Origin of the sequence: Butyricicoccus sp. OF10-2, assembly GCF_003481925.1 — a bacterium.
Taxonomy (GTDB): domain Bacteria; phylum Bacillota; class Clostridia; order Oscillospirales; family Butyricicoccaceae; genus Agathobaculum; species Agathobaculum butyriciproducens.
The window spans coordinates 1-16625 of record NZ_QUMC01000043.1; the positions used below are offsets into that span (position 1 = coordinate 1).

Consider the following 16625-nt stretch of genomic DNA (forward strand, 5'->3'; position numbering starts at 1 on the left):
GTTTTCCTTCCTCTTTGACTCCTGCCTTTCCCTTAGAGAGCACGGCGAAATTTGCAGAGCTGAGACTCGCAAAGGAACGGCAGAGGATTTTTTCTTCCGTGTCTTTCTCAACCGTTTCGCAGTGCCAGATACCGGACTGCTACACAGGCGGTTTGCTCTCCGCTGAGTGCGGCATAACAGTGCCGCACAAACTCTTAACGTGTTGTGTTGGAAGGCACCTACGCAGTTAAATGTGGTGAATGTCTAAATTCGCAGGTGCCGTGCGTAGTAACAGGCTAAAGAATTGCGCGACCCGTCCGCAGACGGCGAAATCCCCGACAGATAAACGAATCACCATCAATCAAACATCGCAGGAATAAAAACGCTCACAGGCAGGAGGAAAGAACGAATATGCCGAAGAAATTTTTAGAGGCCGGCAAGATCGTCGGCACGCACGGCGTGCGTGGCGACCTGAAGGTGCAGAGCTGGTGCGACAGCCCTGAGGTGCTGTGTGACTTTGACACGCTCTATCTGGACGAAAAAACGCCTGTGACCGTCGAAAAGGCGCAGGTTCACAAGAATGTTGTGCTTATGCACATCAAGGGCATTGACACGGTCGAGGCTGCCGAGGCGATGCGCAACAAGGTGCTCCACCTCGACCGCGAGGACGTAGAGCTGCCCGAGGATCTCGTGTTCATTCAGGATATTCTGGGCTTCAAGGTGTTCGATCTGCGCGTTGACCGTGTAATCGGCCGCATCCGTGACGTACTGACCAGTAATCCGGCGCACGATATGTACGAAATCGCCGGTGAGGACGGACGTCTAATCTACATTCCGGCCATCAAGCCGTTCCTCAAGGAGATCGACATGGAAGCCGGCGTGATCTATGTTGAGAGCATCGAGGGTCTGATCGAATGAAAATCGACATTATGACGCTGTTTCCGGAGATGATCAACGCGGTTATGCGCGAAAGCATCATCGGACGCGCCCAGGACAGGGGTGTTGTCGAGGTCAAGGCAACCAACATCCGCGATTATGCGCTCGACAAGCACCACAAGGCAGATGACGCGCCCTACGGCGGTGGACGCGGACAGGTCATGCTGGCTGAGCCGCTGTATCTGTGCCATCAGGCGCTGAGTGCCGGCGAACATGTACACACGGTGTTCCTCTCTGCACAGGGACAGCCGTTTAACCAGCAGAAAGCGCGTGAGCTGCTCGCGAAGGAGCACTTTATTCTGGTCTGCGGCCATTATGAGGGCATTGACCAGCGGTTTATCGACGAGTGCGTGGATGAGGAGATTTCCATCGGTGACTTTGTGCTGACCGGCGGGGAGATTCCCGCGATGGCAGTTGCGGACGCAGTATGCCGCATGGTGCCGGGCGTTCTGCCGGACGAGGAAGCGTTCACGGCGGAAAGCCACTGGGACGGTCTGCTCGAGCATCCGCAGTACACCCGTCCGGAAAACTGGCGCGGCAGAGAAGTGCCGGAGGTGCTGCTCTCCGGGCACCATGCCAATATTGAAGCATGGAGACGCGAAATGAGCCTGCGCCGCACGAAAAAGGATCGGCCCGACCTGTTTGCACAGTTTCAGCCGCAGGATAAGCGGGATAAAAAGATTCTCGATAAAATTCACAGCGATGAGCGGTAAAAAGAACCCTTCGGGGTTCTTTTCAGTCTGTCAAAAAAGTATTATTTTAATTTTTACGCTTCGTGCGGCAGCACGCATAAAATAGGATTTGCGAAGCAAATTCATAAATTCCGGGAGCATGTATCTCGGAATTTATACAAGGGAAGAAAAAATGTGCCCGTAGGGCGCGGTTTTTCTTCAGTATTCGCTCGAAAGCGTGGTTTCGAGCGAGAGGCTGCTCGGAAAACGATAGTTTTTCGACAGCCTCAAAAGAACCCTTCGGGGTTCTTTTTTGTTGCGCAAACGCGAAAAGAGAGCCTGCTTACACAGACTCTCTTTCCGGACAGCTCCAAAAGGAAAATTATGCGTTTGTATCATTGGACTGCTCGAGTGCGGCCTGTTCGTCCGCAAGAGCAGCTTCGCGCTTTTTCTCCAGACGCGAGCCGATAAAGTAGCCGACAGCGGCCACAACGACCGCCCAGACGGTTGTGCTCGGGGATTTCGCCAGAATATCGCCCAGACCGGTACCCTGCATCTTCTCACTGAGAATACCAACCAGTCCGCACAGGATATAGCCGACAGCGGCGCCCAGACAGGTCAGCTGGAACACATGGCGCTTCATGCCGAAGATCTTCACATCGGCAGGATCAATATCTTCTTCCTCTTCTGGTTCCGCATCGAGGATGGCGGGTGCATTTTCATCCTGCGCAGCGGGCGGGGTATCTTCGGCTGCGGCAGGCAGGGTTTCCTGCTCCTGCACATCGGAAACCGCCTGTTCTTCGTCCAGCGGCTGCTGGTTTTCGCTCATAGCGAGCACTTCCTCTCTTTTCCGGAGAAACGGCGATGGGTCACATCATATTGTTATTGCGCGTGCTCTCGGACGGAATGATGATCGCGGCGATAATATACGCCAGGATACCCGAACCGCCGAGGAAGCATACAAGCGCCCATGCCAGACGGATCAAAGTCGGGTCGAGATCAAAATATTCCGCGATGCCGGCACAGACACCGCACAGCATGCGGTTGGATTCACTGCGATACAATTTCTTGCCATTCATCGTAAAGTCTCCTTTTCTTTTATCATACGTTGTTTTGTGGATTTCGTCAAGTTACAGTTCAGACAGGGGTATCAGCGTTCGTGGATGCGATCTGAGAAAGCAGGCTGATCTGTCCGGAGCCGGACACTCTGGCTTGCAGATCGTGTGGAACGTGCTCGGCGCGGTTATCGTATTGTGCAGTGCCGTTTCCGAGTTCGTCCATCTGAACCAGCGGTGTGCCGTTCATTATGACTGTACCCCAGTTGGCAGTGGCCCGTACATGATACTGGTCTGCCGACTCTGGCAGGGTGGCGGATAAGCGGCCGTCGGTTGCATCCAGCGTGATTCTGTGTCCATACAGTTCATCGGCGGTGAGCGTACCATTTCCGGCAGACAGCTCGATATTCTGCGCGGATAGACGGTCACGGATGGTCACATTGGCCTGCTGTCCACAGGAAATGCGGATTTGCAGATAATTTCCGTCACGGGGCAGGGTAATCGTTGCCGGTTCATCGTTTGCCCAGAGCGAAGCAGTCCAGTGTGTACCGTTTATCTGCGTATCTGCGAAATTAACGCTTGCGCTGACGGCGAAGTCCGAACCGTTCTCGATAGTAAATTCTCCACCATTAAGCGCCAAGTCGATGTAATCGATTTGATCGACCGACTGGATAGGCATATCGCCGTGCTCGATGGCATTCCGGCGGGTTTCGAGGTAATCCTGCACCCAGCTGGTGTCGAAATCGCTGTCATTATCTTCATCGGCGGTGACAATGTGGTCGCTGATGTTCACAAACTTATCGGAAAAATTTTGTGCGGCATCGCTGAACGGGTGCAGCGCACCATCGTAGTACACGCTGTAAAACTGTCCGCCGAGCACATGACCGACCGTCGTCAGTCCCAGACCGAGCACCAGCACGGCAGCGCAGGCAATAATGAGCTTTTTCATACATTTCCACCTCCTGTACGGCGGCATCTGTTGCGAATCCAGTTAAACGGCGCACGCAGCACGGCGACAAAGGCGCGGAACACCGGCGGCACAAACAGAATGCTCAGCTTGATGGACAGCAGTCCGAGCAGGATACCGGCGGCAAAGGCAGCCAGTCCGTTGCCGAGTGTGACGAGCGCGTTCGCCGGTGTCGCCCACAGTGTGCAGGACAGCAGGGCAATCACGGCTCCGCCGCAAATCAGCGCAAGCGGAATGCCGTACAGAATGAGCAGTACAGCGAAAATCACCGCGAGCGCGGTCACAACGATCGCCAGAAGCACGCCAAGCACGGTTGCACCTGCGCCGAATACGAGCGGCAATCCGATCGGGATAGCGAGCAGCACCAGCACAATCAGCAGCAGCGGACTGATACCGCGCCAGCGGCGCTTTTCTTTTATCGGCTGTGCATGCGGTACAGCGGTCAGTTCGCGGTAATCCGCGAGAATCTGCGCTGCAACCTTTGCCGGCTCGCCGAGTTCCTCAATGGCCTTTGTCTCGTTTTCCGGGCCTGCGTCGTCAAAATATTCTTCGTAATAGCGCAGAGCGTTCGCGCGTTCCTCCTCCGGCAAAACCGAGAGCGCACGCCGCAGCGCTGCCATGTAATCTGCTCTGTTCATTCGTTCACCCCTCCAAAAAAGATCGTGTCGATCCCGCTGCGGTAGTTCTGCCAGTCGATGCGGTGCTGCCGCAGAGCGGCTCTGCCGTGCTCGGTGATCTGGTAGTAGCGGCGGTTGCGGCCCGCATAGGCCTGATCGTAGGTGGTCAGGCAGCCGTCCTTCATCAGCCGCCGAAGTACCGGATACAGCGTAGATTCGGAAATATCCAGTACCTTTTGCACGTCCTGCGTAATACGGTAGCCGTAGGTGCTTTCTCGCTCGACTACGGCAAGCACGATGCCGTCCAGCAGGGAGGACGAGATGGGATAGGACATATGGAATCCTCCTCTCCTGTGTTTCTAATAATATTATATGAGATATAATATAGTCCGTCAACAGGTATATCAAAAATAACTATGAAGGAATTGTAAATTTTGTGGGATCAGTGCAGGAAAAACACTGTTTTCGCATTGTATTCGCCGGAAAGATAGCGTATAATGGTATCTGTATAAGTATGGGCAGAGGAAACGAACGAAAGGGCGAATCTGATAAATGAAACTGGCTGTATTATTCGGCGGTATTTCGAGTGAGCACGACATCTCGTGCCTGTCTGCCGCTTCTATTTTGCGAAACCTGAATAAAGATAAATATGAAATCTATCCGGTCGGCATCACCCGCAGCGGCGAGTGGCTCTACTGCCCGAACTGTGATCCGGACCGTGTAGAGAGCGGTGCGTGGGAGCGCATGACCGGCAAGGTAAAGGTCGTTCTCGCACCCGACCGCGGCATGCACGGCATGGTGCTGCTCCGTGAGGGAGAGATCGAGATTGTCCGTCTGGACTGCGTATTCCCGGTGCTGCACGGCGTCGGCGGCGAGGACGGCACGATGCAGGGTCTGCTCGAGCTGGCCGGCATTCCGTACGTCGGCTGCGGCGTAGCCGCAAGCGCGAACACGATGGACAAGGCCCTGACGAAAAAGGTCGTTGAGGGTACGGGCGTCCGTCAGGCACGCTACTATCTGGCGCTGAGATATGACTTTGAGCGCAATGCCGAGGCAGTAATCGCCGCGGCTGCGGAAACGCTGGGCGCGTTCCCGGTATTCGTCAAACCGTGCTCGCAGGGCTCGTCCGTGGCGTTGCCAAGGCGAACAATCTGCTCGAACTGGCCGAGGGCCTGACCGAAGCATTTAAGCTGGATACCAAGGTGCTCGTCGAGGAGTTCATCGACGGTCACGAGGTCGAGTGCGCGGTGCTCGGCAACCTCGAACCGCAGGCCTCCACGGTCGGCGAGATCGCTCCGACGCAGGAGTTCTACACCTTTGACGCCAAGTACAAGGACGAAAGCTCGCGTCTGTACATTCCGGCACATATCACCGAGGAGCAGATTGCGACCGTCCGTCGGGACGCTGTCCGCGTTTACACCGCACTCGGCTGCCGCGGCCTGTCGCGCGTAGACTTCTTTGTCACCCACGACAGCGGCGAGGTCGTTTTCAACGAGCTGAATGCGATTCCGGGCTTTACCTCGATCAGCATGTACCCCAAGCTGTTTGACTACGAGGGCATCGGCTATGCCGAGCTGCTCGACCGCCTGATCTCTCTGGCACTGGAGGAGCACAATGGATAAGCGTGCGATTGGCGTATTTGACTCCGGCTTGGGCGGTCTGACCGCCGTGCGCCGTCTGCACGCCCTGATGCCGCAGGAAAATATCATCTATTTCGGCGATACCGGCCGTGTGCCGTATGGTACGCGCGGCCGCGATATCATCACCAAGTATGCCCGGCAGGATGTGGCGTTTCTGCGCCAGTATGACCTGAAATCCATCATCATTGCCTGCAACACCGTGTCCGCAATCGCGCTTGACCTGCTTTCCGAGGAGAACGACATCCCAATCATCGGCACGGTCGAGCCTGCCTGCCGCCGCGCCATGACCATGACGCAGACCGGCAGAGTCGGCGTGATCGGCACGGCGGCCACCATCCGTTCGGGTGCATACGAGAAGTATCTGCACAAAAAGGACGGCACGCTCGACCTGTTCACGCAGGCGTGTCCGCTGTTCGTGCCGCTGGTCGAGAACGGCCGCGTGCACCGCGGCGATGTGGTCATCGAAACTGTGGTGAAGGAATATCTCACGCCGCTGAAGGACGCAGGTGTGGATACGCTGATTCTCGGCTGCACGCACTATCCGCTGCTCGAGGAGGTCATCGGCGACTTTATGGGTCCGGATGTGACGCTCATTGACTCGGGCGCCGAGGCGGCAAACCTCGCTTCCACGCAGTTTGACCCGAACGAGGGTACGGGTACAACGCAGTATTTCGTTTCGGACGATCCGCAGGGCTTTGACCAGCTCGCCGAGCTGTTCCTGCAGGAAAAGGTCGATGTCGGTGCGGAGCTTGTGGATATTTCCCGCTATTAAGGAGCATAGAAATATGAAGAAGGACGTTTGGCTGACGATTTCCTCTCAGCAGCAGTTTGCGGGCTGTGACGAGGAGAACATCGACCTGCAAACCGCTGCCACGCTGTACGAGCGCGGCGGAAAATATTACATCGCATACGAGGAAAGTGAACTGACCGGACTCGAAGGCACCAAGACCACCGTCAAGCTGGACGGCAAAACGGTTGCCCTCATCCGCACGGGTACGTTTCCCTCGCACATGCTGTTCGCTGAGGACGAGCGCCATGTCGGTCTGTATCAAACGCCGGTCGGCAGCGAAATGGCTATCGCCACCCACACCTCGCGGGTGCACAACACCATCGGCGAGAACGGCGGACACCTTATCATCGACTATACGGTCGAGGTGGACAACTCTCTCATGGGAGAACACCACTTTGAGATGACGGTATCGACCAAACCGAACATTCAGGTCGTTTAATAAAGTAAAAATAAGAGATTTAGATATAGGAGTGTACACATGAACGCATACGAAATCGCACGCGCCGAAGCAACCCGCGTTGTAGAAGCGGCGTACCGCAAGGCTGTAGCCGCAGGCGAGCTGCCTGAGGGCACCATTCCTCCGGTTGCAGTAGAGACCCCGAAGGATTCTTCCAACGGCGACTGGGCATCCACCTTTGCTATGCAGTGTGCAAAGCCGCTGCACATGGCGCCGCGCAAGATTGCGGAGAGCATCGTGGCAAACCTCGACCTCGAGGGCAGCTGCTTTGACACCGTGACCATTGCAGGCCCGGGCTTTATGAATTTCACGCTGAATCAGGGCTGGTACGAGCAGGCTGTCCGCGGCGTATTCGCCATGGGCGAGAATTACGGCCGTACCGAGAGCAAAAAGCCGGAAAAGGTCATGGTAGAGTTCGTTTCCGCCAACCCGACCGGCCCGATGCACATGGGCAACGCGCGCGGCGGTGTTCTGGGCGACTGCCTGTCCTCTGTTCTGGACTGGTCCGGCAATGATGTTACCCGTGAGTTCTACATCAACGATGCAGGCAATCAGGTAGACAAGTTCGCGCACTCGGTCGAGGGCCGCTATATCCAGGAGATCCGCGGCGAGGACGCCATCGAGTTTGACGCTTCCTGGTATCAGGGCGACGACATTAAGGCGCTGGCGCATGATCTGGTAGAGCAGTACGGCGACAGCCTGCTCGAAAAGACCCCGGAGGAGCGCTTCGCCGTTATCGAGGGTTACGGCCTGCCGACCAACATTGCCCGCATGGAGCGCGACCTCAGGCGTTACAAGATCAACTACGACGTATGGTTCCGCGAGTCCACTCTGCATGAGAGCGGTTACGTTAAGGAGACCATTGATATGCTGACCGCCAAGGGCGCAACCTACGAGACCGAGGACGGCGCACTGTGGCTCCGTTCGACCGACTTCGGCTGCGACAAGGACGACGTTCTGCGCCGTGCAAACGGTTTCTATACCTACTTTGCGGCCGATATCGCTTACCATCGCAACAAGTTCGAGAAGCGCGGTTTTGACCGTGTTATCAACATCTGGGGCGCTGACCATCACGGCCATGTAAAGCGTCTGCAGTGCGCTCTGGATGCACTCGGTCTGGACGGCTCTCACCGTCTGGAGATCGTGCTCATGCAGCTTGTCCGCATGATGCAGGGCGGCGAGGTTGTCCGCATGTCCAAGCGTACCGGCAAGAGCCTGACGCTGACCGACCTGCTCGACGAGATTCCGGTCGATGCAGCGCGTTTCTTCTTCAACAGCCGCGCCGCTGAGACACAGATGGAGTTCGACCTTGACCTTGCTATCAAGCAGGATTCCGACAACCCGCTGTACTATGTGCAGTACGCACACGCGCGTATCTGCTCCGTGCTCAAGAACGCACAGGAGAGCGGCATTGCGCTGCCGGATACCGGCAAGACCGACCTGTCCGTGCTGACCGGCGCAGATGAGCGTCAGCTCATCAAGCAGGTTGCTCTGCTGCCCGAGGAGATCGTGCAGTCCGCTGTCAGCCGCGATCCGTCGCGTCTCAACAAGTACGCCGTTGCACTGGCGCAGCAGTTCCATCATTTCTACAACGCCTGCCGCATCAAGGATGCCGAGCCGGCTGTCCGCGATGCGCGTCTGACCCTGTGCCTGGCAGCGAAGCAGACCATTGAGAACGTGCTGAAGCTCATCGGCGTAGACGCACCGGAGTCCATGTGACAACGTATAGGGGACTTCAAAAGTCCCTATATACGAAGTATGGTTCCGGAGAAACCATACTTCGATACCCGAATGACGCGCTCCAAGAGCGCTGGGTCGGGGTAACAAAACCCACGCACATGTCGCGGGTTTTGTTGCGGCGCATGCGCCGCTGATTGCAAGCCGCCGTGTAACGGCGGCCGTCTGCGGACGGGACCAATGGCTCGGTTTTTCGGTAAAAAACCTGCCATGCGGTTACGTTTTGCAAGCAAAACGGATTTTTTTGCCGCGCTGAGCGCGGAGGAGACCCACATGAAAAAATTAGCGAAAAGAATAGCGGCACTGGCGATGACGGCGGCAATGATGACCGCCTCCGCCGGTGCGATCACGCAGGACGGACAGAGCGAAACGTGGTTTGACGGCGTTTGGGCGCTCATTGATGCTTTCGGCCTCAAGGCAGAGCATGATCCGTACGTTCTGCAGAACTATATCAATAAATATCTGGAAAAGCATCCGGATGAGATGTATGACGTACTCAACGACATTCTCTCGCTGCTCGATACGCATTCCATGTATCTGTCGAGCGAGGAGTATTCGCAGGGATTTTCGACGCTTGAGGGCTTTGTCGGCATCGGCGTCGGCCTGCAGGAGACAGAAAACGGCGTACAGATCGCTGAGGTCATGCGCTATTCAGCGGCGGAGGAAGCCGGTCTGCAGATTGGCGATCTTATCGTGAAAATCAACGGTGAGGACGCAACCAAGTTGAAAAATGCCGATGTAGCATCTAAGCTGCGCGGCGAGGAAGGTACGTCGGTCAAGCTGACCGTGCGCCGCTACGGACGGGACATTACCGTTACCTGTGAGCGCCGTCAGGTCAACCGCGTGTACGTTTCCAACAAGACGATGGCGGACGGTGTGGAGTACATCAAGGTCAGCGCCATCGGCTCGCAGAACGACTGGTCGGCGTTTTCGGAGATTTGGGACAGCCTGCCGTCTAAGAACACCCGTGCGGTCATTCTCGACCTGCGCGGCAACGGCGGCGGCTGATCGACGCGGCGCTCAAAATGGCGAATGCTATGACGCCGGTCAAGGATGCAGAGCTTGCCGGCGTCCGCTACCGCGACGATATGGGCGGTCTGGAGCAGACCTATTCGACCGGCAATGCGCTGCCGCTTAACAAGATTGTCGTTCTGGTGGACGGCGGCACGGCTTCCGCGGCGGAGCTGCTGGCAGGCAGCCTGCAGGATACCGGCTCGGCGACGCTCATCGGCAGCAAGACCTACGGCAAGGGACAGGGGCAGTTCCACATTGATCTGGTAAACGGCGACAAGCTGGTCATCACCACGCTGGAACTCGAACTGCCCAAGCAGGGCTGCTGGGAAGGTGTCGGCCTGACGCCGGATATCCAGCTGGAGAACCGCAAGGTTACGGTCAATACCAAGGATCTCAAACCGCTCGATACGAGCACAACCCTGCGTTTTGGCGACAGCTCGGACGCGGTTTACGCCATGACCGAGCGCCTGTCGCTGCTGGGACTGCTCACCGAAGCAACCGGCAGGTATGACGGCGACGTAGCGGACGCGGTAGCGTCCTTCCGGGCGGCTTACGATCTGCCTGCGGCGCTGTATGCGTCTCCGGAGATGCTGAGCGCACTGGACGAAGCGGTTACTGCGCTGAACGGCCAGACCTATCTGGTGGACGATCAGCTGCAGAGCGCACTTGAAATGTGCAGGCTGGCGGCGGCAAAACCGCAGCAGTATACCGTTAAGAGTGACGGCAGCTGGACGAAAAAGTAAACTTTATCAACTGAAATATGAATATTTTTCATCTTCTTAGGAGGAAGAACAACCTTGGATATTCCTTTATGTCAATCCGAGCATAAACCGCAGCTTTTGCTGAACGATCCGGCGGCAATTTCGCTGTATCATACCGCGCCCGAGCAGTTTGCAGGCGCGCTTGCACCGAATGCCGAACTGTGTGATGCATGGGCTGAAGAGCTGGCGCCGTTGCCGGTCGGCCTGGCGCTCGAGTGCCGCCCGAACCCGATGCGGAGCACTGCGAACGCCCGATCACCATGCACTACATTGAGCAGTGCAAGGAGGTCTTCCGTCCTCTGCTGCACGATGATGCGGCGTTCTATTATCTGCATGGTGCGCCGACATTTCCGGCGCTGCGTGCCGCTGTGCTGGCTCTGGGCGATCTGTGCGGCCGAACGGTAATTGCGGAGCTGCATGTGGAGGACGATGAAGGCCATCTGCCGGACGGCACGGATGTGCGGGCGGCTATCGGTGTGCTGCAGCGCATTGGCGTTACGACTGTGCTGATCAGCGCACACGATCCCGAATCGCTGACGCAGGCGCTCGAAATCGCGGCGCCGTATGCGCGGCTGTCGCTCGGCGTGTGCATGCACGCGGACTGGCTGTCTCAAACCACACTGTACAACACCGAGGTAATTGTGCCCGACAGTACGGAAGCATTCGTCGCGGCGCTGCGCGGCAATCAAGTGGCGTGCAAAACGCTGCCGCGCGATCACGATGATTTTATCTGTGCGCCGGACGGCAAGCACGCGCATTTTATCGCTCCGACCATCGACATTTCGGATGAGATCGAGTGCGGTCCGCATCTGGATGAGGATCTCATCGAAGCCGAGGATGATTCGGGTGCGTTCAAGCTGCTGCTCGAAACCGAAGAGGATGTTGTCACACTGGAGGAATCCCGCTATATGATCTCGCGTCCGCTGTGCCTGTGCGCGGAATCTGCCGACCTGCTGGAGCAGGGTCTGCGGGTATTTCCGGGACTTGCACTGTATGACGGCACATGGGAGCAGGAAGACGCGGTCATTTCGTACTTCGAGACGAAATACGGCATGATCCGCTTATAGGGGACTTCAAAAGTCCTATATACGAAAGACGGTTCCGGAGAAACCGCCTTTCGATACCCGAATGACGTGCCCCAGGGGCACTGGGGCGGGGAAACAAAACCCACGCACATGTCGCGGGTTTTATTGCGGCGCAATGCGCCGCGGAGTGAATGCTGCCGCAGAGCGGCAGTCGCCTGCGGGCAGGACCAAAGACTCGGTTTTCTGGACGAAAACCGGTCTTGTAGTTGCAATTATGCAAGCAAATTGTTATTGAATACCGCGCGGAGCGCGGTTATCTGGATAGGAAAGGCAGGGTGGAACCTATGGATTGGAGAGAAGTTACGATCTACACGACGACCGAGGGCATCGGTCCGGTCGAGGCACTGCTCGAGGACAACGGCGTAGAAGGCTATGTGCTTGAGGATGCGGCGGATTTTGAAGAATTTCTCAAGGACACCGAAATATACTGGGACTATGTAGACGAGGATCTGGTGCGCGAGAAGCGTGCACAGGAGACCTGTCTCAAAATCTATCTGCCGGACAGCGACGAGGGTGCAAAGCAGTACGCGGATATCCGTGCCGCGCTGGAAAACCTCAAGGCGCGCGATGAGGAGCACGCATGGGGCCGACTGTGCACGGAAACCGCGCTGACCCGTCAGGAGGACTGGGAGTGGGGATGGAAGCAGTATTTCAAGCCGTTCCCGGTGGGACGCAGCTTTATGATCAAACCCTCGTGGGAGACGGTTGAGGACCCGCAGGGCCGCCGTATTCTTGAAATCGACCCGGCGTCGTCCTTCGGCACCGGCAGCCATGACACGACCCAGCTGTGCATGATGGCGCTCGAGGATGCGGTAAAGCCGGGCGACAAGCTGCTCGATATGGGCACTGGCTCGGGTATTCTGGCCATCGCGGCGGCTATGCTCGGCGCGGATGTGCAGACCATTGTCGATATCGACGAGAACTGCCTGAAAACTGCACATGAAAATGCGGAAAAAAACCATGTCGAGATCGGCAGAGGTCTGTGCGGCGATGCGCTGCGCGACCCGAAGCTCGCCGAGGACATCGGCGGCGGCTACGACGTGATCGTGGCGAATATCGTGGCTGATGTCATCATCGGCATGTCGCCCATGTTTGCGGATAAGCTGGTCAAGGGCGGCACACTGATCTGCTCCGGCATCCTCAACGAGCGTGCCGAGGAGGTGCGCGCGGCGCTGGAAAAGAGCGGATTTACGATTCTTTCGCACGAAAAGAGCGATGACTGGAGCGCTTTTGCTGCGAAAAAGTGATTTGTTTCAGGATTCACGGAATGTTCACTTGCCAAACGGCTGTTTTTTTGCTAAAATAGGAAAGGTTATTTGATTATTATGCCTCGATTTTTTGTCGATCAGCAGCCGCAGGACGGCGTGCTGACCCTTACCGGAGAAAACGCGCATCACGCGGGACGTGTTCTGCGTCTGCGTGTCGGCGAAGGTGTTACCCTGTGTGACGGTGCCGGGATGGATTTTGACTGCACGGTGGAAGCCGTGGAGAAGGAAGCCGTGACCTGCCGGGTCGTAAGCTGCCACGCGGCGGATACCGAACCGAAGCAGTCTATCACGCTGTTTATGGCGCTGCCCAAGGGCGACAAAATGGAATTTATCGTGCAGAAGGCGGTAGAGCTCGGCGTCAGCCGTATCGTGCCGTATCTGTCCAAGAATTGCGTTTCCCGACCGGATAAGACCGAAAAGAAGGTGGAACGCTGGCGTAAGATTGCTGCCGAGGCAGCAAAGCAGTGCGGCAGAGGACGTCTGCCGGAGGTGGCAGCCGTTGTACCGGTCGCTCACGCAATTGCGCAGGCGGCGGAAAGCGAAACGGCACTGTTTTTCTACGAAAACGAGAAGCGGACCGGTCTGCACGATGCGCTTGCAGGCGGTGTCAGGGACACGGTTTCGCTGATGGTCGGGCCGGAGGGCGGCTTCGATCCGGCTGAAGCAAAGGCAGCCGTGGACGCGGGACTGCAGAGCGTTTCGCTCGGTACACGCATCCTGCGGTGTGAGACTGCGCCGATTGCGGCGCTTGCGGCCGTGCTCTATGCCGGCGGCAACATGTGAGAAGAAATAAAGGGAGTGTTAAACATTGGCAAAAAACAATGTGGGTAAAAAGCCAATTTCTCAGGAAGAGTATACCACCAACAAGGTGCTCGCAGTATTCAGCGTGTGCCTGCTCGGCGTGCTGGTACTGATGATCCTCGAGCGCCTGCTGGGCTACAGCAACACCTGGAAGACCGGCGTGCTGGTAACGCGGGTGCTGCTCGGTGTGGGCATTGTCGGTGCAGCAGCCGGCATCATCATGCTGGGACAGGAGCATGCAGGCAAGCGCAGCAGCGTGCGCCGCATCGTGTGCGGACGCAATATGCTGATTGCAAGCATCGTTGCCATCGTATTCCTGACCGCGATCAACTACTACGGCACCATGCCGATCAAGGCGATGTATGTTGTCCTGCCGGTTCTGGCAGTGTATTATCTGGTGTATCATTCTTATGCGCCGGAATTTTTCCTGATTGCAGTAGATACCGGTGTGGGTGTTGCGGCAATGCTGGTGATTCACCGCGCGCTGGTTTCGGCTAACCATACATGGATGTCCACCGTGGCGGCAGCAGGTACCGCGGTACTGGCACTGATCCAGATCGCTGTTACGGCTTCTCTGCGCCGCAAGAAGGGTAAGTTTACCTTCCGCGGCCGCAAGATCGACACCCAGTTCAGCAAGAACGCGTACCTGATGCTCACCATTACGCCGATCGTGATGGTAGCGCTGACGGCAGTCGTTGTACTTGCGGCAAGCCATGTCATGATCGCACTGGGTGCGGCAGCGGCATATCTGTTCATCACTGCGGTATACTATACCGTGAAGCTGATGTGATAATTGCATTTTTCCTGTCGAAGCGCGGCGCGTTTTGACGGTTAGACAGCGGGCGGCGCAGCCGCCCGCTTTGTCATACCCGAAGGAGGGGACATATGAGACGGTTTTTCGGCTTTCTGCTGACCATGGCTCTGCTTGGCGGCGGTGTATTCTGGCTGCCGTATCTGCAGGCGAAGCCGGTGGATAATGTCTATCAGGCGGCAGATCTGCTCCGGCAGGACGCGGAGAACGGCGGAAACGGCGTTGCCTTCCGCGAGGACAACGTGGACGCGGACGAGGTGTACCGAGCACTGGAGGCGCAGTATCCATACGCATTCGCGCTGCACGCGGTAACACGGCCGAACAAGACCATCGAGCTGAACGCCGAGGTTTCTCGGCAGGCGCGGCAGGAGCAGGCGTGGGAGTACGCCAGGGTTCTGGCGGCAGGCTCGGTTTCGCAGACCATGACTGCAGAGGAGAAGTTGCGTGCGCTGCACGATACCCTCATCCGTCAGTGTGAGTACGATGTGGATACGGCAGAGGAGGACGCTCCGGACGGCTCGGCACCCGCTTTCGCGGCAGATGGCGCGCTGCTCGATCATAAGGCTGTGTGTGCCGGTTACGGCCGCGCGTATGAGATGCTGTGCAAGGCGGCAGGCATTCAGGTCATCTATGTCGCATCCGAGGAAATGAACCACGGCTGGAATGCTGTGCGGTTGGGCGGCACAACATATTACATCGACTGCACGTTTGACGACCCGATTCCGGACAGAGGCGAATATGTATCCGATCAGTATTTTATGCTCACCGGAGAAGAACTGGCGCAGACGCATACCTGGAATGAGGCGTTCTACGAGCAGCTTCTGGACAGTCTGGAACAGGGCGGGAAATAGCGGAAAAATCGGTTCCAAAACTTTTTCAAAAAAATTTGAAAAAAGGTGTTGACATTTACTCGATTATGGACTATACTAAACAAGTCGTCAGCGAGCGGGCGATAACAACGGAAAAGGATATGGCGGTATAGCTTAGTTGGCTAGAGCGTCCGGTTCATACCCGGAAGGTCATTGGTTCAAGTCCAATTACCGCTACCATTTTCCCTTGGCCCGTTGGTCAAGCGGTCAAGACACCGCCCTTTCACGGCGGTAACGGGGGTTCGATTCCCCACGGGTCACCACTTGGAAGTTTAGCTCAGCTGGGAGAGCATCTGCCTTACAAGCAGAGGGTCAGCGGTTCGAGCCCGTTAACTTCCACCACGAAAACCACTCACGAAAGTGAGTGGTTTTTCTTTTTGTCTTTAGAAACCGCCGGCTTTCCGGGGCATACGAGGCGCGCAGCGCTACGTTCTGTCCGGGCGGCAGTTTTTTCAGCACCGGCTTAGCGGGGTACTCGAACTGCCGCAGGCGGGTTCGCCCTTTCTGGGCGGCACCTTTTCCGCTTGAAATCAAGCGAGGAGTTGCGCTCTGCGGAGCGCGGGGATTCGCCGCGCCCCGCGGCAGGGCAAGAGGGTAGACACCAAGGTTTCTACCCTCTTAACTCCCACTTCCTTTTGGGAGGGTCTGGCGCAGATTGCCGACATGTGACCGCTGCGAAACAGGGGAACGGCAGTCGGGTTACCGCAGCGTGTCTTTCGTGAAATATTCGCAGTTCACAGACAGTGTACTGCTACACAGGCGGTTTAGTCTACGCAGGCGCGGCATGACCGTGCCGCGCAACTCTTTAACGCGTTATACCGGAAGGCACCTGCGGATTTTGTTGTTCGGTACAATTTATCCTCGTAGGTGCTGTCTATCATAACGTGCTGACGAATTGTGCGGCACGGTTATGCCGCACTCTGCGTTGATTAACCCGCATGTGTAGCAGTACGCTGTCTGTGAACTGCGAATATTTCACGAAAGACACGCTGCGGTAACCCGACTGCCGTTCCCCTTTTCGAAGCGGTCACATATAGGAAATCTGCGCCAGATTAGGAAGCAAGGGAAAGGTAGGAGTTCAAAGAGGAAGGAAAACCGTAGGTTGTCCTTCCTTTTTGCCCCCCGCCGCGGGGCGCGGCACGTTCCCGCCGTCCGCAGACGGCGAAT

The 16625-nt window shown here is 56.8% G+C and carries 17 protein-coding genes, 3 tRNA genes and 1 pseudogene; 16 read left to right on the plus strand and 5 right to left on the minus strand.

What is annotated here, in order from left to right:
* Positions 1-390: 390 nt before the first annotated feature.
* Together rimM and trmD are read left to right on the plus strand one after the other, a co-directional pair.
* Positions 391-897 carry a ribosome maturation factor RimM gene (gene rimM, locus DXB00_RS15205; protein ID WP_116705292.1) on the plus strand — a complete coding sequence of 169 codons (507 nt, stop codon included), beginning with the start codon at positions 391-393 and terminating at the stop codon, positions 895-897.
* On the plus strand, positions 894-1628 hold the full coding sequence (gene trmD, locus DXB00_RS15210) for a tRNA (guanosine(37)-N1)-methyltransferase TrmD (RefSeq protein ID WP_118729652.1): 735 nt from the start codon (positions 894-896) through the stop codon (positions 1626-1628). Before rimM ends, trmD begins: the two co-directional genes overlap by 4 nt.
* 340 nt (positions 1629-1968) lie before the next feature.
* Here trmD and DXB00_RS15215 read toward each other — a convergent pair whose 3' ends face one another.
* The 5 genes from DXB00_RS15215 to DXB00_RS15235 are packed head-to-tail and all read right to left on the minus strand — an operon-like array spanning position 1969 to position 4560.
* Positions 1969-2415, minus strand: a complete 447-nt coding sequence (locus DXB00_RS15215; protein ID WP_118729653.1) for a hypothetical protein — start codon at positions 2413-2415, stop codon at positions 1969-1971.
* Positions 2416-2455: 40 nt separating this feature from the next.
* The gene (locus DXB00_RS15220) at positions 2456-2665 is read right to left on the minus strand and encodes a PspC domain-containing protein (protein ID WP_110435986.1); all 210 of its coding nucleotides are present in this window, start codon (positions 2663-2665) and stop codon (positions 2456-2458) included.
* A 58-nt stretch (positions 2666-2723) separates the two neighbouring features.
* Entirely contained in the window at positions 2724-3590 is an 867-nt protein-coding gene (locus DXB00_RS15225; RefSeq protein WP_118285933.1) for a hypothetical protein, read from the minus strand.
* Positions 3587-4246 (minus strand): DUF1700 domain-containing protein, encoded by a 660-nt coding sequence (locus tag DXB00_RS15230; protein WP_118729654.1) that lies wholly within the window; start codon positions 4244-4246, stop codon positions 3587-3589. Before DXB00_RS15230 ends, DXB00_RS15225 begins: the two co-directional genes overlap by 4 nt.
* Positions 4243-4560 carry a PadR family transcriptional regulator gene (locus DXB00_RS15235; RefSeq protein WP_110435989.1) on the minus strand — a complete coding sequence of 106 codons (318 nt, stop codon included), beginning with the start codon at positions 4558-4560 and terminating at the stop codon, positions 4243-4245. Before DXB00_RS15235 ends, DXB00_RS15230 begins: the two co-directional genes overlap by 4 nt.
* A 217-nt stretch (positions 4561-4777) precedes the next feature.
* Between DXB00_RS15235 and DXB00_RS15240 the strand changes: the two are divergent.
* The 14 genes and pseudogenes from DXB00_RS15240 (at position 4778) to DXB00_RS15305 (ending at position 15800) form a co-directional block, all read left to right on the plus strand.
* Positions 4778-5847, plus strand: a pseudogene (locus tag DXB00_RS15240) (D-alanine--D-alanine ligase family protein).
* Positions 5840-6637, plus strand: a complete 798-nt coding sequence (gene murI, locus DXB00_RS15245; protein WP_118361064.1) for a glutamate racemase — start codon at positions 5840-5842, stop codon at positions 6635-6637. Before DXB00_RS15240 ends, murI begins: the two are co-directional and overlap by 8 nt.
* Before the next feature lie 13 nt (positions 6638-6650).
* The gene (locus DXB00_RS15250; protein ID WP_118361062.1) at positions 6651-7094 is read left to right on the plus strand and encodes a DUF1934 domain-containing protein; all 444 of its coding nucleotides are present in this window, start codon (positions 6651-6653) and stop codon (positions 7092-7094) included.
* A gap of 39 nt (positions 7095-7133) precedes the next feature.
* Positions 7134-8831 (plus strand): arginine--tRNA ligase, encoded by a 1698-nt coding sequence (argS, locus tag DXB00_RS15255; protein ID WP_118729656.1) that lies wholly within the window; start codon positions 7134-7136, stop codon positions 8829-8831.
* A gap of 291 nt (positions 8832-9122) precedes the next feature.
* A complete protein-coding gene (locus DXB00_RS17830; protein ID WP_158581336.1) occupies positions 9123-9857 on the plus strand; it encodes a S41 family peptidase in 735 nt (244 codons plus the stop codon).
* Positions 9857-10606, plus strand: a complete 750-nt coding sequence (locus tag DXB00_RS17835; RefSeq protein WP_305143109.1) for a S41 family peptidase — start codon at positions 9857-9859, stop codon at positions 10604-10606. The genes DXB00_RS17830 and DXB00_RS17835 overlap by 1 nt, the downstream gene beginning before the upstream one ends.
* 233 nt (positions 10607-10839) lie before the next feature.
* Complete coding sequence (locus DXB00_RS15270) at positions 10840-11691, plus strand: hypothetical protein (RefSeq protein ID WP_119215142.1); 852 nt, start codon at positions 10840-10842, stop codon at positions 11689-11691.
* A 302-nt stretch (positions 11692-11993) separates the two neighbouring features.
* Positions 11994-12956: a 50S ribosomal protein L11 methyltransferase gene (prmA, locus tag DXB00_RS15275; protein WP_110435996.1), complete on the plus strand. Its 963-nt coding sequence runs from the start codon at positions 11994-11996 to the stop codon at positions 12954-12956.
* A 78-nt stretch (positions 12957-13034) separates the two neighbouring features.
* A complete protein-coding gene (locus DXB00_RS15280) occupies positions 13035-13760 on the plus strand; it encodes a 16S rRNA (uracil(1498)-N(3))-methyltransferase (RefSeq protein WP_118361147.1) in 726 nt (241 codons plus the stop codon).
* Between the two features lie 25 nt (positions 13761-13785).
* A complete protein-coding gene (locus tag DXB00_RS15285) occupies positions 13786-14568 on the plus strand; it encodes a hypothetical protein (protein ID WP_118729659.1) in 783 nt (260 codons plus the stop codon).
* 95 nt (positions 14569-14663) lie between these two features.
* Positions 14664-15440, plus strand: a complete 777-nt coding sequence (locus DXB00_RS15290; RefSeq protein WP_118729660.1) for a transglutaminase domain-containing protein — start codon at positions 14664-14666, stop codon at positions 15438-15440.
* 121 nt (positions 15441-15561) lie between these two features.
* A tRNA-Met gene (locus DXB00_RS15295) sits at positions 15562-15638 on the plus strand.
* A gap of 9 nt (positions 15639-15647) precedes the next feature.
* Positions 15648-15721, plus strand: a tRNA-Glu gene (locus tag DXB00_RS15300).
* A gap of 3 nt (positions 15722-15724) precedes the next feature.
* Positions 15725-15800: transfer RNA gene (locus tag DXB00_RS15305), tRNA-Val, on the plus strand.
* Positions 15801-16625 lie beyond the last annotated feature (825 nt).